20 protein-coding genes and 1 pseudogene are annotated in these 23,077 nt (G+C 63.6%); 7 read left to right on the top strand and 14 right to left on the bottom strand.

Annotation, left to right across the window (positions count from 1 at the left end):
- Positions 1-82 precede the first annotated feature (82 nt).
- The 8 genes from CXR29_RS01275 to CXR29_RS01240 form a co-directional block, all read right to left on the bottom strand.
- Positions 83-700: an OmpA family protein gene (locus CXR29_RS01275; RefSeq protein ID WP_240812185.1), complete on the bottom strand. Its 618-nt coding sequence runs from the start codon at positions 698-700 to the stop codon at positions 83-85.
- A complete protein-coding gene (locus tag CXR29_RS01270; protein ID WP_127363641.1) occupies positions 697-1,278 on the bottom strand; it encodes a hypothetical protein in 582 nt (193 codons plus the stop codon). The genes CXR29_RS01275 and CXR29_RS01270 overlap by 4 nt, the downstream gene beginning before the upstream one ends.
- A gap of 199 nt (positions 1,279-1,477) precedes the next feature.
- Positions 1,478-2,200 carry a homing endonuclease associated repeat-containing protein gene (locus tag CXR29_RS01265; protein ID WP_127363640.1) on the bottom strand — a complete coding sequence of 241 codons (723 nt, stop codon included), beginning with the start codon at positions 2,198-2,200 and terminating at the stop codon, positions 1,478-1,480.
- A gap of 103 nt (positions 2,201-2,303) precedes the next feature.
- The gene (locus CXR29_RS01260) at positions 2,304-2,984 is read right to left on the bottom strand and encodes a small multidrug efflux protein (protein ID WP_101555805.1); all 681 of its coding nucleotides are present in this window, start codon (positions 2,982-2,984) and stop codon (positions 2,304-2,306) included.
- Positions 2,985-3,109: 125 nt separating this feature from the next.
- Positions 3,110-3,898, bottom strand: coding sequence for a helix-turn-helix domain-containing protein (locus CXR29_RS01255; RefSeq protein ID WP_164742744.1), 789 nt, complete (start codon positions 3,896-3,898; stop codon positions 3,110-3,112).
- Between the two features lie 143 nt (positions 3,899-4,041).
- Positions 4,042-5,007, bottom strand: coding sequence for an ArsA family ATPase (locus CXR29_RS01250; protein ID WP_101555807.1), 966 nt, complete (start codon positions 5,005-5,007; stop codon positions 4,042-4,044).
- Positions 4,998-5,288: a cory-CC-star protein gene (locus CXR29_RS01245; protein ID WP_025777499.1), complete on the bottom strand. Its 291-nt coding sequence runs from the start codon at positions 5,286-5,288 to the stop codon at positions 4,998-5,000. Before CXR29_RS01245 ends, CXR29_RS01250 begins: the two co-directional genes overlap by 10 nt.
- A gap of 4 nt (positions 5,289-5,292) precedes the next feature.
- A complete protein-coding gene (locus CXR29_RS01240; protein ID WP_127363639.1) occupies positions 5,293-7,020 on the bottom strand; it encodes a carbon starvation CstA family protein in 1,728 nt (575 codons plus the stop codon).
- A gap of 254 nt (positions 7,021-7,274) precedes the next feature.
- Between CXR29_RS01240 and CXR29_RS01235 the strand changes: the two genes are divergently transcribed.
- Positions 7,275-7,739, top strand: coding sequence for an SRPBCC family protein (locus tag CXR29_RS01235; protein ID WP_101555809.1), 465 nt, complete (start codon positions 7,275-7,277; stop codon positions 7,737-7,739).
- Between the two features lie 67 nt (positions 7,740-7,806).
- Here the strand turns inward: CXR29_RS01235 and CXR29_RS01230 are convergent, their stop codons facing one another.
- Both CXR29_RS01230 and CXR29_RS01225 read right to left on the bottom strand, forming a co-directional pair.
- Complete coding sequence (locus CXR29_RS01230) at positions 7,807-8,100, bottom strand: biopolymer transporter Tol (RefSeq protein ID WP_373270444.1); 294 nt, start codon at positions 8,098-8,100, stop codon at positions 7,807-7,809.
- Between the two features lie 2 nt (positions 8,101-8,102).
- A complete protein-coding gene (locus CXR29_RS01225; RefSeq protein WP_206516244.1) occupies positions 8,103-8,285 on the bottom strand; it encodes a VOC family protein in 183 nt (60 codons plus the stop codon).
- Between the two features lie 238 nt (positions 8,286-8,523).
- Between CXR29_RS01225 and CXR29_RS01220 the strand changes: the two genes are divergently transcribed.
- Together CXR29_RS01220 and CXR29_RS01215 are read left to right on the top strand one after the other, a co-directional pair.
- The gene (locus tag CXR29_RS01220) at positions 8,524-9,189 is read left to right on the top strand and encodes a hypothetical protein (protein ID WP_127363638.1); all 666 of its coding nucleotides are present in this window, start codon (positions 8,524-8,526) and stop codon (positions 9,187-9,189) included.
- Positions 9,190-9,201: 12 nt separating this feature from the next.
- Positions 9,202-12,216 (top strand): DEAD/DEAH box helicase, encoded by a 3,015-nt coding sequence (locus CXR29_RS01215; protein WP_127363637.1) that lies wholly within the window; start codon positions 9,202-9,204, stop codon positions 12,214-12,216.
- Between the two features lie 86 nt (positions 12,217-12,302).
- Here the strand turns inward: CXR29_RS01215 and CXR29_RS01210 are convergent, their stop codons facing one another.
- Positions 12,303-13,400, bottom strand: a complete 1,098-nt coding sequence (locus CXR29_RS01210; protein WP_127363636.1) for a type I restriction endonuclease — start codon at positions 13,398-13,400, stop codon at positions 12,303-12,305.
- A 210-nt stretch (positions 13,401-13,610) separates the two neighbouring features.
- On the opposite strand from CXR29_RS01210, the gene CXR29_RS01205 reads away from it, so the two are divergent.
- Both CXR29_RS01205 and CXR29_RS01200 read left to right on the top strand, forming a co-directional pair.
- Positions 13,611-16,160: a DEAD/DEAH box helicase gene (locus tag CXR29_RS01205; protein WP_164742743.1), complete on the top strand. Its 2,550-nt coding sequence runs from the start codon at positions 13,611-13,613 to the stop codon at positions 16,158-16,160.
- Positions 16,161-16,260: 100 nt separating this feature from the next.
- Positions 16,261-17,463, top strand: coding sequence for a Fic family protein (locus tag CXR29_RS01200; RefSeq protein ID WP_127363634.1), 1,203 nt, complete (start codon positions 16,261-16,263; stop codon positions 17,461-17,463).
- 34 nt (positions 17,464-17,497) lie between these two features.
- Here CXR29_RS01200 and CXR29_RS01195 read toward each other — a convergent pair whose 3' ends face one another.
- Positions 17,498-17,755: a metal-sensitive transcriptional regulator gene (locus CXR29_RS01195; RefSeq protein ID WP_101596590.1), complete on the bottom strand. Its 258-nt coding sequence runs from the start codon at positions 17,753-17,755 to the stop codon at positions 17,498-17,500.
- A gap of 421 nt (positions 17,756-18,176) precedes the next feature.
- Here CXR29_RS01195 and CXR29_RS01185 point away from each other — a divergent pair, with 421 nt between their 5' ends.
- Complete coding sequence (locus tag CXR29_RS01185) at positions 18,177-19,571, top strand: MBL fold metallo-hydrolase (protein WP_127363632.1); 1,395 nt, start codon at positions 18,177-18,179, stop codon at positions 19,569-19,571.
- Positions 19,572-19,607: 36 nt separating this feature from the next.
- Here CXR29_RS01185 and CXR29_RS01180 read toward each other — a convergent pair.
- Both CXR29_RS01180 and CXR29_RS01175 read right to left on the bottom strand, forming a co-directional pair.
- Positions 19,608-21,184, bottom strand: a pseudogene (locus tag CXR29_RS01180) (aspartate ammonia-lyase).
- Between the two features lie 56 nt (positions 21,185-21,240).
- Positions 21,241-21,564 (bottom strand): CHY zinc finger protein, encoded by a 324-nt coding sequence (locus CXR29_RS01175; protein WP_101596550.1) that lies wholly within the window; start codon positions 21,562-21,564, stop codon positions 21,241-21,243.
- A gap of 130 nt (positions 21,565-21,694) precedes the next feature.
- Between CXR29_RS01175 and CXR29_RS01170 the strand changes: the two genes are divergently transcribed.
- The gene (locus CXR29_RS01170; protein WP_127363631.1) at positions 21,695-22,741 is read left to right on the top strand and encodes a DUF2891 family protein; all 1,047 of its coding nucleotides are present in this window, start codon (positions 21,695-21,697) and stop codon (positions 22,739-22,741) included.
- Positions 22,742-23,077: the final 336 nt, after the last annotated feature.

Here is a 23,077-nt window from a genome sequence, read left to right as displayed (position 1 = left end):
ACCGCGCAGTGTATAACGCGAGCGGTCGGTGGGACGATGCGCGGTCGATGAAGAATGGCCCTCAACAGGCACTGCCCGACACTCAGCTGTCGTCGTAGCTGATTTCGACGCGTCGGTTCTTCGCCCGTCCCTGCGGGTTGTCCTCACCCTTCTTCGTCGTGTTCTTCGCCACCGGGTCTGCTTCGCCGAGGCCTTTGACCGTCAGGTCGAGGCCGGACCGTGAGTCGGCGATGACATCGGCCACAGCCTGCGCCCGCTTCTTCGACAGCTTCTTGTTCGCCGCATCGTCGCCGATCGAATCGGTGTATCCGGAGACTGTGACCTTTGTACCGTCGGGAACGTTCTCCACGGTCTTCGCGATGGCCTTCTCGGCCTTGTCGGAGATCTCGGCGCTGCTGAAGTCGAAGAGGATGTCGCTGGCCAGGGTGATGACCGCGTCGTCGCCGTCCTTCTTGTTCGTCACGAGTGGGACGACGGATTCCGAGGTGTTCCATTCCTGGACATTGTTCGGCTCCCACCGCTGGACCGAGTAATCCAGCTGCTCCTGTGTCGGTTCAGGCAGGTCCGCCGGGGACGTCGGATCGGATTCGGCGGCGATGCCGGCGCCGGCACCGGCCGTCGCGCCTGCCCCGGAACCGATCAGCAGTCCGACGCCGACGAGAACAGCGGTGCACTTCCTGGTGTTCCCTCGACGCATCATGACTCCGTGATCGGGATGTCGGTGAACTTCGGCCAGTTCTCCTGAGCCCGGATGTCGACGGCATCGATGTCGTTCTCCGGAGCCTTGAAGACGGCCCACACGATCATCGGCCGGTTGTTCTTCGTCTCCGTGAACACCGAATCCGAGGCCCACATTTCGTAGGTGTCCGAGATCGGGGAATAGACCTTGAGGTTGTCCGTATCGACAAGTTGCGGGTCGAACTTGTTCTCGCCCCAGACGTCGTAGACGCTGATCGAAGCGTCGCTGTCGGCCGTGGTGAAGTGCGGCGTGACGACCATCGTCAAGGTCTGCGTCTTCCCGTCGACCTCGAGCGAGTGGATGGCAATGGTCGCCTTGTTCTTGTCGGATCCCGGGACAGTGACGTCCTGTTTGACGATGACGTCGTCGGGATCGATGTTCTCAACGCCGGGCGTCGCGCCGTCGCTGCTGCCGTTCCCGCCGTCGGCCGCCGAGTCCTTGTCGTTGGAGTCCGAATCCTGCGACGAGGTGCAGCCTGTGAGGGCCAGAGCGCAGAGGGCCGCACCGGCGAGGCCCCGGGCGAGTTTGGTCGAGATCACGATCAATTGTCTTTCCGTCGTCGGTCATGGCACGAAACCACCGATGCCGACAGCCCCGTCATTCTCGATTGTCCACGGTAGCACCGGTGGGGTCGACGGCGAAGAAGTCCCCGTCAGACAAGTCCCGCAATCTCCGGGACAGCCGTACCGGTGATCAGTCGGTCACGAGGCAGAACCGCACAGTTCCTGCGCTTTTCCCTCACCGCACGGCGGCGAGCGCGGCGCTCCAGGAACCGTAGAACTTCCGCACCGCCGCTGCCGAGGGCACCTCGCCCTTGTGCTCGGCGGCGTATTCCGTGTAGGCCTTGTAGGTCGCGGCGGTCCGACGGGATTCGCAGTCGGCGAGGAACTCGGCGATCGCCGTGGCATAGGCATCTGCATCGAAGCGCAGCTGCCCCTTGGCTCGGCCGGTCTTGTTCGTCGCCAGACCTGCTGCCTTGAGCGCTTCGTTCCACGACCCGAACCTCTGCACCGCGGTCTGGCTGGTCGGCGGCCAGATCGTGGCCCCCTGCGCCGAGGCGGCACCGAGGCTCTCGAGCACCGTCTTGCGCAGACGGTCGTACCGGCTGGCGGTCAGGCTCGGGACCTCCGCCCGGCCACGGACGTGCGCAAAGGCGGCGGCCACCTCGGCGAGGGTCGATGTCACCGACGACGTCGAGTCGTCGGTCGGCGCGGCTGCTCCGGACTGCGCGGAATCGTCGGTCGGGGCTGAGCTCTCGGACCGACCGGAATCGTCGGTCTGGGCGGTCAGGGCGAGCTCCACCTCGGCGAGGATCTCCTTGTCTGCCGGGCTCAGCTGAGCGGGGTCGGCACTCGCCGGCGTGCCGGGAACGTCGGCGTCGTCGAGGCTGCGCGCGGTGATGAACAGCAGCGCTCCGAGCACGGCCGGTGACGAGGTGTGAGTTTTCCCGGAATCAGACATCCACTCCATCTTACGATCTTCAGGCTCCTGCGCGCCGAGCACCGGGCGGCGGTGGGCGAAAGTCACGGAGCTTCCTCTCTCGCGCAGTGCGAATGAGCCGAATTCAGCCGGCCAGCAGCGTGAGCGCGCCGGTGGCGATGAGAGTGGTCAGGGTCGTCCAAGCGATGATCGCGATGCCCTGCCACAGCAGGATCCACGACGTCTTCACACCCGTGCTGACGAGAATCGTCGAGGTGATCTGGGTAGGAATCGCGAGCGGTCCGAGCAGGCTCGCCCCGGGGACGCCGAAACGGGTGAGAAACTTCTTGAACTTGACTCGCCCTTTGGACTCGGACTTCTCACCCTCACCGAGGTGGCCCTCCGCGGCCGTTCTGCCTGCAGTGATATCGACGGGAGATTCAATCGACGAGAGGTCGGCGGGAGCATCGGTCCCCGACAGATCGGCACCGGAGTTCGACGCCGCGGACTCAGCCGTCACGGCACCGGCATACCCGCCCCCACCGCCTGCGCCGACGGCCGCGAGTTCTCGCTTTCCCCTCTGACGGCTCACGACCGCGTGACGGGCCCGTGCCCCGAGGAGCACGATGACAGTGACGCAGACGAAGTTGCCGATGGCCCCGGCAATGCCGGCGAGCACGGGGTTCATCCCAGCCCAGACGCCGATGATCGAGGAGATCTCTCCCTCGATGAAGGGGATGGCTCCGGCGGCGGCGATGATGAATGGTTGGAGCAGGTCGGGAACGTGAGCGGCAAGACCTTGGAAGAATTCGATGATCGGGTTCATGGTGTCCTCCTGAACGTGTTGGTCAGATCCCGGCCCGGAAGAGCCGGATCTGATGGTTGATACGTTCAGTACAGACTGTGTTCTCGGAACAGGGTCAAGCCCTCATCGGCGAACCCTGCGAATCCTCAGCTCTCTTCCACTTGCGCGGCAACGTGCTTGATGAAGGCAATGAACCGCTCGCGATCTTCGTCCGGAATCTCGAGCGTCGGAAAGACGGCGATGAACGCCCGCTGGATGACGTCGATCTGCGCGTCGTTGTACAGCTCGCTGATCGTGCCGATGATCGCAGCCTGTCCCATCTTCACGTCCCCGGTCATCCGCTCGGTCGGTGCGAGCAGCCAGGGTTTGGTCTCGAGATGGCGCTTCATGCTCGGAGCGATCTGCTCGGCCAGACGCGTCCGCGTGTCCTCATCGGCATCCTCGGCGAGTTCGTCGATCTCCCGATCGTAGGGTGTGGTCTCGGACATGATGGTTCTCATCTCCGCCAACGCGGAGTCTTCGTAGAGGCTCGAGTAGATGTTCATCAGGCTGCGATCCGCGCTCGACATCCGCGCGGCGATGTCGATGAAACCCGCGGCCGTATCGATCGGCGCCCCGTGTTCGAGGAGTTGGACCACCTCGGCGCGGGCCTTTTCCAAAGCTGCGATCTGCTCATCGAGGTCACCCTCGAGCTGTTTGAGGGCGAGCTGCTGCTGTTCGTGGTCGTCGTCGACCGACCCGATGTCGGACAGCGGAATCCCGAGCTCGCGCATTCGCCGGATCTGATGGAGTCGGAGCAGGTGGGAGGCACCGTACTGCTTGTAGCCGTTGCTCATCCGTTCGGGCTCGGTGAGCAGCCCGAGCTTGTGATAATGCCGGACGGTGTTGACCGTGGCGCCGGTCAGGCGCGCCAGTTCGCTCGTGCTCCACCCCACGGTCAGGTCCTTCCGCCGGTGCCGTGTCGATCGCGGATGCGCACCAGTCTAATTGGAACGGACGGATAGGTGGAGCCGGATCGGAACGGCCACGCTCGGCACACGGTCGAGCGGCCACCGCAGCGCGCGGAGTCCCGCCGAGCTCAGCGCTCGGCGAGCAGAGCCGCGAGACCGGTGATCCCCCCGACCCCGGTCGGTTCGGTCGCGGTCAGCGGCAGCTGTGCCAGCGGAACCGTCGGCACCGCGGACCTCAGCCGTGACACATGCTCGTCCTCCCGCTGTCGTCTGTCCGCGAGGAACTCTCCCGCATCGGCGGGCGAGCGTCGATTGACGACGATCCCGGACAGTTCGATGCCGATACCGCCGAGGTCGGTGACGAGACCGAGCGTCTCGGCGACCGGCAGCTGCTCGGCGATGGTGACGATGAGGAACCCGGTCTGCCGCGAGTCGGAGATGGACCGTCTCAGGGCGGCGAAGCGATCGCGACGAGCCTGCAGCCTCTGCCGAAGTTCGGCATCCGGCGTCGGCGTCTCCTCCTTGGGGCTGACCAGGTGGCGGGCCGCGGCGGCGAAACGCTCGGACCGGTCGCGGTTGGACAACAGAGTCTCCGCCCAATCGGTCAGTCGCTCCGGCAGCGCCAGCAGGTGCAGGGTGTGGCCGGTCGGCGCCGTGTCGACGACGACGAGGTCGTAGTCGGCCGCCTCGGCGAGGATCGTCGCGATCCGCTCGAGCACCGCCGACTCATGGCTGCCGGGAGCCGACCTGGCCGAGGCCAGATGCGCCCGAGCCGCGCGGTGAGTGCTCTCGGGCAGCATCCGCGTCATCATCCGTTCGACTGAGGCGAAGTGCGCGTCGATCGTCGCTTCGGGGTCGACTTCGAGGGCATCGACGAATCCGCGCTCACCCGTATGGACCCGCCGAGGTTCGTCCGCGAGCTCCTGTCCCCAGATGTCGCCGAGGTTGTGCGCCGGATCCGTGGACACGAGCAGGACGCGTCCGCCGTCGTCGGCCCGGGCCATGGCCAGGCCCGAGGAGACGGTCGTCTTGCCTGTCCCGCCCTTGCCGCCGACGAACAGGCACCGGTGGTCGCGCGCGATGTCTAGCAGCATGCGATGTGGTCCAGGGGCGAACGGGGCAGCCCCATGCGGCGATGCCAGGCATGGAAGTTCTCCCACAGGGCGGGCATGAGCTCGGCCGTGTAGTAGGCCGCCGGGTCGGGCACCCCGAGGGCCTCACCGAGGACGACGACGGTGAAGAAGTCGTCCTCGGCCTGCTGTTCGCGCTTGAGGGTCTGCCGGTAGGGGCCGACGTAGAACTCGACGAGTCCGTCCCGGAACGACGACCACCACTGCCCGAGACCACCCGAGCTCCCGGAATGCGACTGGGACATCGGCTCAGACGTTCTCTCGGGTCGCGACGAGCTTCTCGTCGGCGTCCGGGTCCTCGGGCGGTTCCGCCCATGCTCGCCGCATCGCCTGGATCGCTTCGATCGCCACCCAGATGCTGGCGATGATGATGACGACGTCGATGGCGAAGAGCAGCCAGTCCTGATTTCCCGGCGTGGTGAAGCTGACGAGCTGCTCGATGGCCGCCCAGAACGACATGACGAACACGAACACGAGCGGGACGAGGGCCGGTGCCGGGTTGCGCCGCTTGCGGATGAGGATGACGGCGATGATCGACAGCGACAGGGATGCCATGAGCTGGTTCGTCGTGCCGAACAGCGGCCAGATCCGCAGTCCCCCTTCTCCGCCGAGCCCCTGGGAGAAGGTGAGGCCGAGGCCGATGACGACGACGAGGAGCGTGGCCGGGACGTTCGTGATCTTGATCTTCACGGCGTCGCCGACCTCTTGGATGACGAAGCGCAGCAGACGCATGCCGGTGTCCATCGTCGTCGCGGCGAAGAGCACCGCCATGGTCGCGAGCACCGTCGCCGACAGCGACGCCGGCAGGCCGAGGCCGTGCTCCATGAGGGCGCCGCCGCCCTGGACGAAGGCTCCGACGCCGCCTTCGCCGAAGGCCGAGTAGATCTCATGCCACGCTGCGGTGGACTTGATGCCGCCGATGATGGCCAGCACGGTGCCGAGGGCGAGCAGCCCTTCGCCCACAGCCCCGAAGTAGCCGACGAAACGGGCGTCGGTCTCCTTGTCCAGCTGCTTCGAACTCGTCCCCGAGGCGACCATGCCGTGGAACCCGGAGATCGCACCGCAGGCGATCGTGACGAACAGCAGCGGCACCATGCTCGGGGTGCCCTCCGGCACTGCGGTGTTGATGGCGGGGGCGACGATCTCGGGCTTCGTCGCCGAGAACAGAGTCGCCGTGAGCACGGAGCCGAAGAGGAGGATGAGTCCGATGAACAGCTGCACGCCGTTGATGTAGTCGCGCGGCTGCAGCAGGACCCACACCGGAAGCAGCGAGGCGATCGCTCCGTAGGCGAAGAGCACGACGATCCAGAAGGTCGCCGGTCCCACGCCGAGGAAGTCATCGGGCAGGGCGACCGGAACATAGTTGCCGAGCACGATGAGGCCGTAGAGCAGGATGACGCCGACGATGGTGACGGGGATGAGCGGCACCCGCAGACGGTAGACGCAGACACCGACGATGAGCGCCACGCCGATCGCACCCCAGGCCGGGATCACGGCAGACGGGGTGCTGATGAGCAGGTCCTTGATGACCACGGCGAAGGCCGCGATGACCATGAGCAGCAGCAAGAAGATGACGATGAGGAAGAGGTTCGCCCCGCGCTTGCCGATATAGCGCGCCGACAGGGCTCCGATCGACCGTCCCTTATTGCGTTCGGAGGCCCAGAGCGTCCCGAAGTCGTGCATGCCTGCGAAGAAGACGGTACCCAATGTCACCCACAGCAGGGCGGGCAGCCAGCCCCAGATGACGGCGATCGCCGGGCCGACGATGGGCGCGGCTCCGGCCACCGAGGTGAAATGGTGGCCCCACAGGATGTATTTGTTCGTGGGCACGTAGTCGACCCCGTCGTGGAGTTCGTGCGACGGAGTGGTGAAGGAGTCGTCGAGCTTGAAGATCTTGCGCCCGAGGAACTTCGAGTAGAGGAGATAGCCGGCGATGAGCATCGCCAGCCCGATGATCATGATCAACAGGGAGCCCATGAGGACCCTCCCTTCGGAGTCGAACGATGCCTCTGCGCATCGTCACTGCAGTTCTTCCCAGCATTTTATCAGCGCGCTCGAAGCTCTCCGTCAATTCCGCCTCGGCGTCACCGGATTGAGACCTGCCGGCCGCGCATCCGTCACGGCCGACCCCTCTAGCCGCCGCACCGGAGAGGGTATAGCGTGGCAACCGGGGACCGGTCTCCCGTGCCGGAGCCCTGAGATCTGATGACCGTCAACGAAAGGCGAAGTCAATGACCGATACGAAAGTCAGCGCTTCGAGAACGATCGATGCGGCACCCGAGGACATCTTCGACGTCCTCAACAATCCGGAGCGTCACGCGCAGCTCGACGGTTCGGGCATGGTGGTCTCCGATGACACGAGCGATCGCATCACCAGGACCGGTCAGAAGTTCACCATGAACATGCAGTGGGATCAGATGGGCGGCGACTACAAGACCGACAACCACGTCATCGGCTATGAGGAGAACAAGCTGCTGGCCTGGAAGACCGCGCCGGCAGGCGAAGAACCTCCGGGCTGGGAGTGGGTCTGGGAACTCACGCCGCTGGGTCGGCACTCGACCGAGGTCTCTGTCACCTACGACTGGAGTGCGGTGACCGACAAGGAGCTGCTCAAGAAGATCAGCTTCCCCGTCGTCAGCGAACAGGATCTCGAGTCCTCACTCGGCAATCTCGCCGCAGCGGTCTCGCAGGACTGAACGTTGCAGGGCATCCGCTGGACAACCCTGCGGAGCGCCCGCTCGCTTCCGGCGGCCCTGAGCGAACTCACCGCAGTTCGCTCAGGGCCGCTTCCGCGCGCGCACGCCGATCCTCTATCGCCATCTCCCACCAGTAGTCGCCACGTTCGCCGAGCCCGATCTTCGCGGCGTTCACCCGCCGCCGGGCTTCGGCCAGATCGTCCTCCGCACCCGCCTTCTTCGCTTTCCCGACAGCGTTTCGTGCCGCACCGAGGTGGCTCTTGAGCTCCTCGACCACGCGCGGTTCCAGGCCCGGATCGGTTCGTCGCCACCTCCGCGCTGTGACGATCAGCCACTTCTCGTCATCGGTGTAGTCGTCCACGCTCATCCGACGAAGACGCAGAACGGGTGGCCGGAGGGATCGGCGAAGACGTACAGCGGCTCGTCGTCATCGTCGGTGCGGTCGAGCAGCAGCCGGGCACCCAAGTCCTCCGCCCGCTCACGCTGGCACTCGAGGGCACCCCGGTCCGACACCGGTGTCCCCCTCTCCCGTCTCGCAGGGTTCATCAGTACTCCAGCGGGGTGAGCACGGCGATCTTCCAGCCCTCGTCGGTCCGCATGAGCTGGTACATGTTCCGCTCGTCGGGGGGCACCTCCGTGGTAGGTCCAAGTGACGTCGGCCCAGATGCTGTGTGCGGTCGATGCAGCCACCTCGACAGCGGTGTCGACCTCATTGTTCTCATGCATAGGGCACAGGCTACTCCGCGCCCCTGACACCGACCGAGGCCCGTATCCTGGGAATGCCATGACTGATCATCCGACGCCTGCGTCCCGCGAAGACCGCTGGCGCAGCCGTTTGGCCATGCCGGTGCTCATCGCCGCACTCGTGTCGATTCCCGCCGTGTTCCTCTCCTTCCTCTCGGAGCCGTGGAGCGCCGCCGGCCGCATCGTCAATCTCCTCTCCGGGCTCGTGCTCGTGGGCGAGACGCTCATCCTCTTCATCGTCTCCGAGGACCGCGTCGCGTGGCTGCGCCGCCACCTGTGGCTCATCGTCCTCACCATCCTCATCATCCTCGGCGTGCTCTTCGCCCTCGGACCCGTGCAGCTCTTCCGCCTCATCCGCCTCATCGGTGCCCTGCGGATCCTGCGCACCGGGCGGATCATCAAGGCCGGCCGGCTCCTGTCCCACCACGTCGACGGCCGGTGGAATCGCCTCGCGGCTCTCGGCGTGTCCGTCCTCGTCGCGATCTTCACCGCTGCGACGCTGGCGGATCCGACGTCGACGGTACGCGGCCTCCTCCACGAGGTGCTGCCCTTCCGCTTCGGACCGATCGCCGTCGTCGCCTCCGGACTCGTGCTCGCGGTCGCGACCTTCATCGTCCTCTTCGACCGCAGCTCACGAGCGGACGCCTCAGACGAAGATGCCCAAGGGAAGGACGACCGGACGACGACTGACGACGGTGAGCGGTGAGAGGATGTCTCCGTGCCCGAAAATCGACCGCCCCCCACCGCCATCCCCGCCGATTGGCGTGATGCCTTCGCCCCACTCGCCGAGGCGGCTCCGCACTCACACACGCCCGTGGCGCTGGGATTCGAGCTCGTCCAAGTCATCCCCCGCACATGGTTCGAAGCTCAACACTCCGTCCTCCTCGACAAGGACGACGTCACCCCGGGCGCGAATCCGAGCCTCGCGATCCGCCCGCTCATGCTCAGCGAGTCCGGCAACTGGGTGAAGAAGACCCTGACCTGGCGCACCATCGACCGCATGGCCCGGCAGTTCGACATCGACCCGGCCCACCAGGAATGGTTCACCCAACTCGCGGGACTGCGCACCCGCGGGAAGACCGACTTCACGCCCGACGGGGCGCCGTACCACCTCGGCGATTTCCGCACTCCGCTGCTGTGGGATCACTTCACGCAGGGGAAGAAGCTCGGCATCGAATTCGTCGGCATCAATCCGGCCATGACCATCCGCATCGGGCACAGCGCGAAGGCCGCGATCGACATCCGTCGCAGCCAGAACCGCCTGCAGGTGCAGACGCGGGCAACGATCGACGAACGCGAATATGCCCCCGGACTGATCAAACCCATCTGGACGCACGGCTTCTTCGGCATCGACGTCACCAGCGGTTTCACCGTCACCCTCGCCCCTGCGGAGACCCCGACGAAGGAATCCGCGCTGCCCGTGCTCCAGTCCCCCGGGCCGATCACGATCCCCGCGGCCGAGGCCGAAGAGTTCTTCGAGGAGTACTACCCGCAGCTGCGCTCCAGCGCCGAGGTCATCAGCAGCGACGCCACCGTCGCCTTCCCGCAGTATGGCCGCCCCCGCCTCGTCGTCTTCGCCGCCTTCGGCGCCGGCGACAAACTCTCCTTGCGCTGGTACTGGGAATACCAGGGACCCCGCCGCACCTTCCCCGTCATCGACCGATTGAGGCTCAGCGCCGCCTCGGCGAGGGAATACGCGGAGCAACGCGAACTCGACTTCGAAGATGCCGTCGTCACCGAGGTCGACAAACTCCTCGCCGACACCCACGAAACCGGCTCCGCCCTGCCGAGCATCAGAGACGTCGAACTCGACGACGCCGACACCGCGGATTTCGTCGTCAACGTCCTGCCCGGGCTCGAAGAGATCGAACACGTCAAGGTCATCACGCGCGGGAAGAAGCAGCCGTACCGGGAGCTCGGCGGGGAGCCGAACGTGAAGATCACCTCAGTCGAGTCGGAGAAGAACGACTGGTTCGACCTCGGCTTCCAGATCAGCATCGACGGCCACCCGGTCCCCTTCGTCAAGCTGTACAAGGCGCTGGCGGCCGGGACGAAGAAGATCAAGCTCTCCGACGATTCGTTCCTGTCGCTGAACAAGCCGATCTTCGACAAGCTCAAGGCCCTCCTCGCCGAGGCGGACCTCATCCCCGAATGGGAGCCCGGAGCGCCGAAGATCTCCCGCATGCATGTGGGTCTGTGGTCGGATTTCGAGGACCTCGCCGACGAGTCCGAACCAGCCGTGACCTGGAGAGACTCGGTGCGCGCACTGGCCGACCTCGAACACCTGCCCGCCACCGAGGTGCCCGACCTGAACGGTGCGACCCTGCGCCCGTATCAGGTGCAGGGATTCCGATGGTTGGCACTGCTCTACCGGTGCCGCCTCGGCGGGATCCTCGCCGACGACATGGGCTTGGGCAAGACCCTGCAGACGCTCGCGCTCATCACACACGCGAAGGCGAGCACCCCCTTCCTCATCGTCGCTCCCACCTCAGTGGTGCCGAATTGGGTGAAGGAGGCGACCGCGTTCACCCCTGACCTCGATGTTCGGGTCGTGGCCGAGTCGACGCGGGCGCGCGGGGTCGACCTCGCCGAGGTGGCTCGCGGTGCCGATGTCATCGTCATGTCGTATGCCATGTTGAGGTTGGAGGAAGACCCGATCTCGCGGATGGAGTGGGCGGGCCTCATCCTCGACGAGGCGCAGTTCGTGAAGAACTCCACCGCACAGACGCACCTAGCGGCGAAGGAAGTGCGCACACCGTTCCGGCTCGCGCTGACCGGAACACCGCTGGAGAACTCGCTGAAGGACGTGTGGTCGCTGTTCTCGATCACATCACCGGGACTGTTTCCGTCACCGCATCGGTTCGAGGAGGAATACGTCCGACCGATCGAATCCGGCGAGAACCCGGGACGGATGCAGCGCCTGCAACGGCGGATCCGGCCGTTCATGATGCGGCGGACGAAGGATCTCGTGGCCGCTGACCTGCCGGAGAAGCAGGAGCAGGTCATCTCGGTCGAGCTCAATGCCGCGCACCGGAGACTCTACGATCGGATTCTGCAGAAGGAGCGGAAGAAGATCCTCGGCTTCATCGACAGCGAATACGACAAGCAGCGGTTCATCGTCTTCCGGTCGCTGACCCTGCTGCGGATGCTCGCGCTCGATCCGTCCATCGTCGATGCCGAACACGCTGAGGTGCCCTCGTCGAAGTTGGCCGCGCTCCGGGAACGGCTCGACGATGTCATCGCCGAGGGCCACCGGTCGATCGTGTTCAGCCAGTTCACGTCGTTCCTGACCAATGTCGCCGCGGACCTCGACGCTCGCGGGATTCCCTATGTCGTCCTCGACGGGTCGACACGCAATCGCGGGGCGGTCGTCGATGCGTTTCGATCGGGTGAGGCGCCGGTGTTCCTCATCAGCTTCAAGGCCGGCGGGTTCGGTCTCAACCTCACCGAGGCGGACTACGTCTTCCTCATGGATCCGTGGTGGAATCCCGCCTCGGAGAATCAGGCGATCGACCGGGCGCACCGGATCGGGCAGACGAAGAGCGTCATGGTCTACCGCTACGTCGCCGAGGGCACGATCGAGGAGAAGGTGCTCGCCCTGCAGAAGCGCAAAGCCGAACTCTTCGACGACCTCATGTCCGATTCCGGCACCTACCAGGGTCGTGGCCCCGGCGGTCAGGCCTTCAGCCAGGCCGTGACCGCCGCGGACATCAAGGGGCTGTTCGAGGGGTAGGTGCCGATTCCGCATCTAAGCTCATAGATGCGGCGAGAATATTTACTTTAGGGGGTCTAAAGTAAATATTCTCGCCTCGCTGGCTCTTAGTCCATATAGTGATTCACGGTCCCCCGAATCGTCTCCGCGTGAAGGTAGATCTCCTCCAACCCATTGATCGGATGGCGGGTTTCGACCTTGTCTGCGTCAAAGGTTCCCAAGTATTTCTGTTTCTTGCCGTTGAAGTGAAGGCGAGCGATCGGCTTGCGATTATTGTCGTCCAGAAGCACGGCAAAGTACGATTTCGCATCACGCTGAGCCACTCTCTCGGGCTTCACCTCACTGCAGCTGATCGCCTTGACGATCTGGTAGCCCTCGAGTTCTTCCAACGTCGTCTCTATTTCCGTGTCCCGGTCGAGATCTGACTCAGCAACAGGTTCGCTGGTCACGGAATCAGCCGGCGCGGCCTCCGTGGGCGGCACTGAATCCGATGCTCCCAACGCCGTCTTCAGCCGATCGTTGACTTTTTCATTGAGGAACTGCCTGGTTGCTTTCGCCACGAGCTGAGTGAATTGTGCCTTTGCATCTTGAGTGAATCTGCCCTCATAGACGCGACTGGTGAAAAGTCGTACGAACGCCTCGTCAGGATCTTTGAACTGAGACGCAATTTCGCGTTTGATCGCTCCAACATACTTCAGCTCTTCCGCTGCACTGATAACGGAATCGAGGTCGAATACCTCTTTCGTCAGCTTCCTCAACTCTGGGAGGAGAGTCTCGTCAACATCATTGAGGTCCAAGACCAAGAACGGCTTGTCATCCATCTTGTTCGGAGCATCCAGGTCAGTGTAGAAGTTGTACACCTCACCATTGGTCAACACTGCAATTCGCGCGTTCGTGACTGAGAAGTATCGAAACAGCTGGGAAGCATGTTCGATCTTCAACGGCTCGGTCGACTTCTTGCACTCAATGAGAATTTGAACTTCCCCATCACGCATGATGGCGTAATCCACTTTCTCGTTCTTCTTAACCCCGACGTCAGCCGAGAACTCTGGCACCACCTCGAGCGGGTTGAAGATGTCATAACCCAAGATCGTCGAAATGAAAGGCATGATGAAAGCGTTCTTCGTCGCCTCTTCAGTCTGAATGGCCTCACGCTGATTCCCCACTTTGGAAGCCAGCGCCCACAGGCGTTCATCAAAATCCACGTTCTCTCCAAAACTCACGTCATTCATAGTTTCTCTGTTCGAACTGTATCGCGTCTCAGTCGAAAACTCGCCCTCAACAAAAAGTCTGACTTTCTACCGGCCCTACCTCGCAGACAAGACCGAAGAAGCAGTCTGCGACGCAACCGCCTCACTCATCTACATACCTTTCACCGCTGTGCACCTTTCTGCGCACCTTCTACACTGATGACCATGGGCGGGCCCACCACCGACGACGACCGTCGTATGCAGCTGATCCACCGCATCGAGTACCTGGAATCAGAGCTGACTCGGGCGCGCAACGAGCTTGCGGCGCTTTGCGAAACCGCAGTCTCCGATCCCACCTCGACGCGAAGCAACGCCATTGGGCAGAAAGCGCAGCGGCGTCCGACTAGGCAGGAGTCTCCAGAACCACACGATGCGCCAGCCCGCGTCGAGAACGCACCCATCACACATATGTCACCACTGGATGCGAAGCTCGAGCTGTTCATGTCGCGCTTCTGTGGTCGCGCTGACGTGTATGCCCGGCGCTGGGAGAGCGCCAAGACAGGCAAACGCGGCTGGAGCCCAGCCACTCGATCGGGATTCTACGACCCCAAGAAGGTCCGACCTGAGGACTATGAGCCGCTGACCAAGCAGCTCGTTGCGCGTCACCTCTCCGGAGTACGCAACGCGAAGCCTGATGACACTCGCAAACCTCTCCACATCGGCCTTTACCCCCTGCGGAAAGACGACACTTGCCGCCTGCTTGCCTGCGACTTCGACAACGATGACTGGCGTTCAGCTGCAGCCGCTTTCTCAGACGAATGCACCGCGGCAGGGATCGATGCCCTAGCCGAGATCACCAGCTCCGGCAGCGGAGCACACATCTGGCTGTTCTTCGAGTCAGCCGTGCCTGCGGCGATTGCGCGACGGGCCGGAATGTCTCTTTTGCGTCGCGCAATGGACAAAGACACTTCAATCACATTCTCCAGCTACGACCGACTCTTCCCTTCGCAGGACAAATTGCCGGTCAATTCGCCGGGGCGCGGCTCATTCGGCAACCTCATTGCGTTGCCTCTGCAAGGTGACATGCGGGGCCAAGGCACGACGGTCTTCGCACATCCGCAGACCTGGGAACCATACAACGACCAGTTCGCCGCTCTGGATCGAACACGACTCATCTCTCCCGCAGAGGTCGAAAGGATCGCTGAAGACTCGTCTGCAGACCGACTCGGGCCCGATGACACCCCGGCAGCAGCCGCGAACCACACTATGAATGCGAAGTGGCGAATGAAACCGCGGCGGGAGGACATCCGGGCCTTGCAACCGAAGGTCGGAGGAGCAGAAATCACTCTCCGCCGGGACACTCAACTTCACATCCCAATCGAGGACATGCCCAGCGTGCTTCTGTCAGATCTCAAACATCTGTCCTCGCTGGCCAACCCCGAGTTCTACCGCAAGCAAGCAATGCGAATGAGCACCTTCGGAGAGCCTCGAGTGGTTGTCCGTTTCGAAGAGACGGATGAAGAACTGAGAATGCCGCGAGGACTGTTCGACGATGTTCGTTCCCGTCTGGAAATGGCTGGTTACACCGTCCGGAAGAGATCATCTCGTCGCAAGCGGGATAGAATCGCAGCTTACTTCACCGGCACCCTGCGGCCCGATCAACAAAAAGCCGTTGCAGAGATGCTCAGGCACGATATGGGTGTTCTGGTCGCGCCGCCGGGAACAGGCAAGACTGTCATGGCATGCGCTCTGATCGCCGAACGTCGTGTAGCGACAGCGGTCATCGTACCGACTCGCGAGCTTCTCCTCCAATGGCGTGAGAGGCTGTGCCAGTTCCTCTCACTCGACGATGGAGAGATCGGTCAGCTCGGTGGCGGCAAGCGCAAGACGACGGGCTTCGTCGACCTCATCATGATGCGCTCGATCTCGCACAGGAACGCCGACCCCACTCTGCTCAACCGCTACGGACAGATCATCGTCGACGAATGCCATGGTGTGGCCGCACCGGCCGCGGAAGCTGCCCTCAACCAAGTGGATGCACCCAGATGGCTGGGGCTGACTGCAACCCCCTATAGAGCAGACCAGCTCAATGGGCTCATCACGATGCAGTGCGGGCCGGTTCGATACGACATGGCGAAGACTGAGACAGCCGAAGAACCACATGTGAAGCCAGAGGCTGACCAAGAGTCGGCAGCCCCTAAGCGCACGTTCCACGTCCATCAGACTGATTTCACAACAGAAGAACCGGGTGCTGGCGGCCCCTCGATGCCCGATCTCTACGCCGAACTCGCGACTGACGAGGGCCGAAACTCTCAGATCATTCCGAAGATCGTTGCGGAAGCGAACGAAGGACGCCACGTTTTGGTTCTCACGAACAGGATCGACCATCTGCGCACGCTCGTTGAGGGGATACGCAATAAGGTTCCAAAGAAGCATCCGGTCCTTCAGCTACATGGACAGTTGAAACCAGGTGAACGCGCACGTCAACGCGAGAAGCTCAGAGATACGGCCTGCTCGCGCGACAGCTTCGTCCTAGTGGCGATCGACAAAGTCGCCGGCGAAGGCTTCGATCTCCCTGTTCTAGACACTCTCTTCTTGACGATGCCGATCTCATTCAAAGGTCGAGTCGTCCAGAACCTCGGCCGAGTGACGCGCGGCGATCTCACCGTCGATGAGGTCACCGTTCACGACTTCCACGACGTTGAAGTTCCCGTCCTTGATCGCATGTTTCATAAGCGTCGCCGCGCCATCAAGTCCGAGGGGTTCAGAATCTAACCTCACACAGATGCGTAGAATATTTACTTTAGGCACCTTAAAGTAAATATTCTACGGCTCGGGTTGAGCGTAGCCCTGAAGAGGAGAGGCGGTCAGTGCAATGCCCTACACAGTCCAGCAGCACTGGACTCCGCCCAATCCGGCCGGGCTGAGCAGGAAAGATCGAGCATCCGGAGCCTACTCAGCCTTTGTCCCCGACGAACTCGCCCTCACGCTGCCCCGTCTGAGCGAGGCAACGACATCAATCGCAGAGGATGCCACAGTCGCTCTCGCCCGGCTGGACGAACGCGTACGTGCATCCGACAGCCTCTATCTCAACCATCTGCTCATCCGTTCCGAAAGCATCTCCTCGTCATGGATCGAGGGAAACAGACTCAGCCCGAAGAAGCTGGCAATCGCTGAATATCTCAGGCACGGCGATCGTGTTGCGCTCGATGTCATCGCCAATGTCCGGGCCACGGAGAAGTCCGTCGATGAGCTCTCAGAACCCGACAGGCCCGTCACGACCTCCGACATCGAGGATCTGCAGCATTCGATCGAACCTCGACTCGAAGCCGGGCTGAGGACAGAACAGAATTGGGTCGGAGGTCCCGGAAATAGTCCGCTGCGCGCAGACTTCATCCCTCCCCCGCCGACCGAAGTGCCTCGTCTGATCGCGAATCTCGCCGAATTCATTTCTCGCACCGATGGGAATCCCGTCATCCGAGCCGCGATCGCCCACGCCCAGTTCGAGACGATTCATCCATTCATCGACGGCAACGGCCGCACCGGCCGAGCCCTTGTGCACACAGTCCTCAAGAGAGCGGGAGTGCTGCGCAGTGTGCTGGTCCCCATCAGCACCGTATTCGCCGCGGAGACCAAGGCCTACATCGGAGGGCTGACTGCGTTCCGCCGCGACCCCCCTGACCTCGATGGGTGGACAGCCTCTTTCGCCGAGGCGGTCGAGCAAGCCGCATCGTCCGCCGTCCTACTCGGCGAGGACATCGACGCATTGGACCAGACGATCCGGTCGGACCTCGTCGAGTATCGACGCTCGATCGGAAAAACGCCTGCCCAACCGCGTGCCGGCTCCGTCATCCTCAAAGTCCTCGAAAGGCTCGCCCAGGAACCGGTCGTGACCATCGATTCGGTATCTGCTGGGCATGGGGTGACTCGTGCGGCGGCTCATCGAGCACTCGTCGAACTCGCCGATGCTGGAATTCTGCGGAAGACCAAGAACCACAAGGGGAAGATCGTCTGCTATTCGGCCGATCAGCACCTCGCCTACGTGGAACTCGTCGAATCTCGCCAACGGCGGCGTTGACCCTTTCGCGGGGATGCCCGTCCGGCCCACTCCGTCAGGCCATGGAGAGGAAGAGCTTCTCGAGCTCGTCGGTGCGCACTTCGTCCTCGTCATCCTCGAGGCACTCCCGCAGTGCCGTCGAGATGATGAGGAATCCCGCCCGGTCGAGTGCCTTCGACACCGCCGAGAGCTGGTGGATGACGTCTCGACAGTGGCTTCCGTCCTCCACAGCGGTGATCACCGCGCCGAGCTGCCCCTGTGCCCGGCGCAGTCGATTGAGGACCTTCTTCTGCGCGGCAGGGTCGGCGAGCATCCGCTCTCCCGGGTCGCCCTCTGCGTTCTCCGGCTCAGCCGGGGACGTGTCGCGTTCGCTCATCGTCGTCCTTTCACGTTCTCGATGTTGACATCAACTATACCCCCATGGGTATATTTACTGTATACCCCTGGGGGTATATCGAATTGATGACGAACCGGCCCGCGATGGCCGAAGAAGGAGACAGCTATGTGTCGAGCAGCGACGTGCCGAGTGTGCGGAAAAACCACGTGGGCAGGATGCGGGCAACACATCCAGTCGGTGAAGAGCACGGTTCCGGCCGGTCAGTGGTGCAACGGCAAGCACACCCAGGCCGAAGAGGATGCGGCCCGAGCGGCCAAGCCCAGCTTCTTCTCCCGCCTCTTCGGCCGCTGACCCGGCGGCAGACCAAACACCCGTCGACCACGGAAAGAAGACTCCCATGCTCCTCGAACGCATCTTCGACACCGACCTCGCCCATGCCAGCTACGTCATAGCCTGCCAGGCCAGCGGGGAGGCGATCGTCGTCGATCCCCGCCGGGACATAGCGGTCTACCGCGACTTCGCCGACCGCCATGGACTGACGATCACCGCCGTCACCGAAACCCACATCCACGCCGACTACCTCTCCGGCACCCGCGAACTCGCCGCCGCCACCGGCGCGACGATGTACGTCTCCGACGAAGGCGGACCCGACTGGTCCTACGGGGCAGGCTTCGACGACGCGGTGCGCCTGCACGACGGCGACGAGATCGCCCTCGGCAACATCACCCTGCGCGCCTCGCACACCCCCGGCCATACTCCCGAGCACCTGTCGTTCCTCGTCACCGACGGTGCCCAGGCCGACGCACCGGGGTTCATGCTCACCGGCGACTTCGTCTTCGTCGGAGACATCGGACGCCCGGACCTCCTCGACGAGGCGGCCGGCGGCTCCGATACCCGCTTCGCCGGTGCCCGCGACCTCTTCGCCAGCCTCCGCGACCGCCTGCTCACCCTCCCCGGCTACGTGCAGATCCTGCCCGCCCACGGCGCGGGAAGCGCCTGCGGCAAAGCCCTGGGGGCCATTCCGACGACCACCGTCGGCTACGAGCGCGCTTTCGCCTGGTGGTCGCCGTTCCTCGAGAGCGGCGATGAGCAGGGCTTCGTCGACGAACTGCTGTCCGGGCAGCCCGACGCCCACGCCTACTTCGCCAGGATGAAGACCGAGAACCGGGAGGGCCCGTCACTCCTCGGCGAGCTCGCCGAGCTCGAGGAACTCGACGTCGGTCGTCTGCAGGAGAGGATCGAGGACGGCTCGGCGGCCTTCATCGACACCCGTCCGACCGCAGACGTCCATGCCGGCACCCCGGCCGGGGCCCTGCACATCCCGGGACCCGGAAAGGCCGCGAGCTTCGGCGCCTGGGTCTTCCACCCGGCTGCGGAGTCGACGCCGATCGTCGTCCTCGCCGACGACGCCGGGCAGGCGGCGGAGTTCCGGGATCATCTCATCAGGGTCGGCATCGACACGGTCACCGGCTACGTGACCTCGCTGGCCGGAATGGAGCTGCACCCGGTCGACCTGGTCGACCCGGCGAGCCTCGCAGACGCAGCCGACATCCGCCTCGTCGATGTCCGCTCGAAGAACGAGCACCCCGGCGGCCACATCCCCGGTGCGACCCAACTCAGCGGCGGCCGCGCCCTGTGGGAACTCGACCGCCTGCCGAGCGACGGCCGGATCGTCACCTACTGCCAGAGCGGCACCCGCAGCAGCATCACCGCCAGCGCCCTGCGCCGTGCCGGATACCGGGTCGCCGAGCTCGCCGGCTCCTACGACGCCTGGCGGTCGCTCGAGTCCTGATCCGGGACAGGGAGCTGCCGGCCCTGCGCGAGCCGCTTACCCCTCCGGGGCGGGGATGATCGGCAGCTCGGTGGTCACCTCATCCCGGGGAACCGCCTCGGTGCCGGTGGCGATGTTGCCGACGGAATCGTCGGCGGGCATGCCGGTCAGCCGTTCGGGGTGGAGGATCTCGCCGAGCTCGTCCCGTTCAAGTAGCCCGTGCTCAACGACGAGATCGGCGATCGGTTCGTTCTTCGCCAGTGCTTCCTTCGCCAGTTTTGCTGCGGCGACATAGCCGATGACCGGGGCCAACGCGGTGATGACGGTGACCGAGCGGTCGACGGTGTCCTCGATATGCGCCTCGTTGGCGGTGATGCCGTTGACGCAGTTGATGCGGAAAGTCTGGGCCGCGCGCTCTAACCACGTGATCGACTGGAACAGCGAGTGGGCGATGATCGGCTCGAAGGCGTTGAGCTGCAGCTGTCCGCCTTCGACGGCCATGGACACGGTGACGTCGGCGCCGGCCACGGAGTACGCGACCTGGGAGACCGCCTCGGGGATGACGGGATTGACCTTGCCGGGCATGATCGACGATCCCGCCTGGCGGGCGGGCAGCTTGATCTCACCGATGCCGGCCTGCGGCCCCGAGGACAGCAGGCGCAGGTCGTTGGCGATCTTCGACATCTTCAGCGCGCTGCGCTTGAGCGCACCGGAGAAGGTGATGAAGACACCTGTGTCGGAGGTGGATTCGACGAGGTCGCCCGCCGTTTTCAGGTCGAGCCCGGTGATCTCGCGCAGGTGCTTGACGACCGCTTCCTTGTACCCGACAGGGGCGTTGATCGAGGTGCCGATCGCCGTGGCGCCCATGTTCACCTCGCCGAGGAGGGCGACGGCTTCCTCGAGGCGTTCGACGTCCTCGCGCAGGGTCGTGGCGAAGGCGTTGAACTCCTGACCGAGCGTCATCGGCACCGCATCCTGCAGCTGGGTGCGCCCGACCTTGACGATATGGGCGAACTCGCGGCCCTTCGCGGCGAAGGCATCGGCGAGGAGCGTGAGTTCGCCGAGGAGGTTCTGCAGTGAGAACGCCAGCGCGATCTTGATCGCGGTCGGTAGGTGTCGTTCGTCGACTGGCTGTGGTTCGTGTGGTCGTTGGGGTGGATGAACGCGTAGTCGCCCTTGGAGCGGCCGGCGATCTCGAGGGCGCGGTTGGTGATGACTTCGTTGGCGTTCATGTTCGTCGAGGTGCCGGCCCCGCCCTGGACGACGCCGACGGCGAACTGGTCGTGGAGTTTGCCTGCCTTGATCTCTTCGCAGGCGGCGTCGATGAGGTTCGCGCGCTGGTCGTCGAGTGCTCCGATCTCGGCGTTGGCCCGGGCTGCGGCCTGTTTGACGCAGGCGAAGGCGCGGACGAAGTCGGGATAGACGGAGATGGGGCGGCGGGCGATGGGGAAGTTCTCGTTCGCACGGGCCGTGTGCACTCCCCAGTACGCGGTGTCGGGGATCTCGAGGCTGCCGATCGAGTCGGTCTCGGTGCGGGTGGGGAAGTTCTGGCTGGTGGGGATCTGGCTCGTCGTCGGCGAGGTGAGGGGAAGAGAGGCGGTGTTGGGGTCTGCGGAGGCGTTCGACTCAGTCATAGTGGCTTCAGAGTCTCACATTTCGACCGCCGGCCGAAGGGGTGATCGGTGTGACCTCAGGAACCGAAGTAGTAGTCCGAGTGGGCGGCACAGCGGGGGTTGAAGAGTGCGTGGCATTCGGGGCAGTTGTCGGCTGCTTTATAGGCAGTGATCGTCAGTTCGGTCCAGCAGTTCCCGCACAGGATCGCGGGCTGGTCGAACTTCTCGCGTGGCCATTGCTGAGCGGGATGATCCGCAGTCTCGGAATGGCACAGGTGGCAGGGATAGTAGCGGTCGCAGCAGGCGAAACGGATGGCGATGATGTCGAGTTCGGTGGCGTAGTGGACGCACCTGGTGTGATCGTCGACCGTCGGGCCGAAGACTTCGGGAGATGGCGTCATTGCTCGCCTGTCCTTCCTGCACATCACGACCAGGGCTGGTCTTGGTCCTTTCAAGCTTAGCCGCAGTGGTTCGACTCTTTGCCTGGCGATCGTCCCAGTAGAGTGGAAGACCCCGAGCCGATGAGGATCCATGCCGCAGATAGACGATTACGTTCGCCCTTTCGCCGAGGTGGCGCTGAGCAACATCACCCGCGAGTATCCGTTCGCCTCCCATCATCTGGCGCGGAGTTTGGCCGACATCGTGCCCGCGGTGGAGAAGCACCCGGCGTTCGCGAACTCCTATGACTGGCATTCGAGCGTGCACATGCACTACCTGCTGGCGTCACTGCTGGAAACTGCGGTGGCACAGAATGCTGATTGGCGCGAACGCGCAATCGAGGTCCTGTCTTCGCATCTGAGCGAGGAGAATATGTTCGCCGAGGCGGCTTTCCTCCGTGAGAATCCTTCGTGGGAGCGGCCGTATGGCTGGGCCTGGGCGGTCGAGCTCAATCGGGTCCTCAATGCCAGCAAGGTTTCGGAGTTGCGGGCACTCGGCGCGAACTCTCAAGTGCTCGCGGATACGGTCTTCGACCTTGCATCGACGTGGCTGCCGAAGGTGGCCGCGCCGGTACGGCATGGAGTGCACTCGAATACCGCGTTTGGGCTGCGCCGAATCCTCCTCGGCGCACGGGCTGCGGACAGACATGATGTTGTCGACGTCATCGCGGGAGCGGCTCGTCGCTTCTTCGCCGAGGATGTCGCGTGGAACTTCACTCAGGAGCGCAGCGGTCACGACTTCCTCTCCCCCGGCTTGTGCGAGGCCGACCTCATGGCTGAGATCCTCACCGAGGATGAGCTCACGTCATGGCTGCCGAGTTTCCTTTCGGAGCTGTCTCCCGAGTCACCAGCGCTCACACCTGTGATTGTCCTCGACCCGACCGACGGCCAACAGAGCCACCTCTACGGTTTGGGACTCTCAGTCGCAGCGTCAGTGATGCGGTTGGCACCGAAGCTGGAGACGATCTCGGAGAAGACCAGCCATGATGAGCTCATGTCCCAAGCTAAAGGCATGCTCACACAAGTCGATCCGCTGATGGCACCTGGGCTCGAAGCCGCGGTGTCAGACGAGTATGTGTCGTCTCATTGGCTGGCGACCTTCGCGTGGGAAACTGTCGTCAAAAACAGTCGACTTGCGTAAACATCTGGCTAGTCCGCCTGCTTGCCTTTAGAGTGACCCGCGATTGATCCACTCCCTGATTTCTGCTGCTCGTTGCTTCATGTGTTCCCGATCTTCCACAAATGACTTAACAATTGGCACCTCTGCGGCGGAGGTCCGCAGAGACTTCTTGGGAGCATGCGGATGCGAACCGATGAGGTTGTTAACTTTGAGACTGACGCTGCTGGGTGAACGGAAATTCACCGGTCTGCCCTGCCCTGGATAGATCCTGGCCCTTTTGAGCATCTCCGACAGTTCCACGACTTCTGGAGTAGCCGAGTTTGGGCCCTTCCAACCACGATCATCCGCAAGATCAGC

Source organism: Brevibacterium linens, from assembly GCF_003999335.1.
GTDB lineage: Bacteria > Actinomycetota > Actinomycetes > Actinomycetales > Brevibacteriaceae > Brevibacterium > Brevibacterium linens.
Note: the sequence above shows the minus strand (reverse complement) of the source record. Positions and strands in the feature narration are given on the sequence as shown.

Coding starts and splice junctions, on each gene's coding strand:
- CXR29_RS01245 (WP_025777499.1), bottom strand. CDS start 5,288: ATGTCCCAGTCGCATTCCGGGAGCTCGGGTGGTCTCGGGCAGTGGTGG.
- CXR29_RS01240 (WP_127363639.1), bottom strand. CDS start 7,020: ATGGGCTCCCTGTTGATCATGATCATCGGGCTGGCGATGCTCATCGCC.
- CXR29_RS01200 (WP_127363634.1), top strand. CDS start 16,261: ATGCCCTACACAGTCCAGCAGCACTGGACTCCGCCCAATCCGGCCGGG.
- CXR29_RS01260 (WP_101555805.1), bottom strand. CDS start 2,984: ATGAACCCGATCATCGAATTCTTCCAAGGTCTTGCCGCTCACGTTCCC.
- CXR29_RS01275 (WP_240812185.1), bottom strand. CDS start 700: ATGATGCGTCGAGGGAACACCAGGAAGTGCACCGCTGTTCTCGTCGGC.
- CXR29_RS01195 (WP_101596590.1), bottom strand. CDS start 17,755: ATGCTCGCCGACCCTGCCGCGCAGAAGAAGGTCCTCAATCGACTGCGC.
- CXR29_RS01220 (WP_127363638.1), top strand. CDS start 8,524: ATGACTGATCATCCGACGCCTGCGTCCCGCGAAGACCGCTGGCGCAGC.
- CXR29_RS01185 (WP_127363632.1), top strand. CDS start 18,177: ATGCTCCTCGAACGCATCTTCGACACCGACCTCGCCCATGCCAGCTAC.
- CXR29_RS01225 (WP_206516244.1), bottom strand. CDS start 8,285: ATGAACCCTGCGAGACGGGAGAGGGGGACACCGGTGTCGGACCGGGGT.
- CXR29_RS01205 (WP_164742743.1), top strand. CDS start 13,611: ATGGGCGGGCCCACCACCGACGACGACCGTCGTATGCAGCTGATCCAC.
- CXR29_RS01170 (WP_127363631.1), top strand. CDS start 21,695: ATGCCGCAGATAGACGATTACGTTCGCCCTTTCGCCGAGGTGGCGCTG.
- CXR29_RS01265 (WP_127363640.1), bottom strand. CDS start 2,200: ATGTCTGATTCCGGGAAAACTCACACCTCGTCACCGGCCGTGCTCGGA.
- CXR29_RS01235 (WP_101555809.1), top strand. CDS start 7,275: ATGACCGATACGAAAGTCAGCGCTTCGAGAACGATCGATGCGGCACCC.
- CXR29_RS01175 (WP_101596550.1), bottom strand. CDS start 21,564: ATGACGCCATCTCCCGAAGTCTTCGGCCCGACGGTCGACGATCACACC.
- CXR29_RS01250 (WP_101555807.1), bottom strand. CDS start 5,007: ATGCTGCTAGACATCGCGCGCGACCACCGGTGCCTGTTCGTCGGCGGC.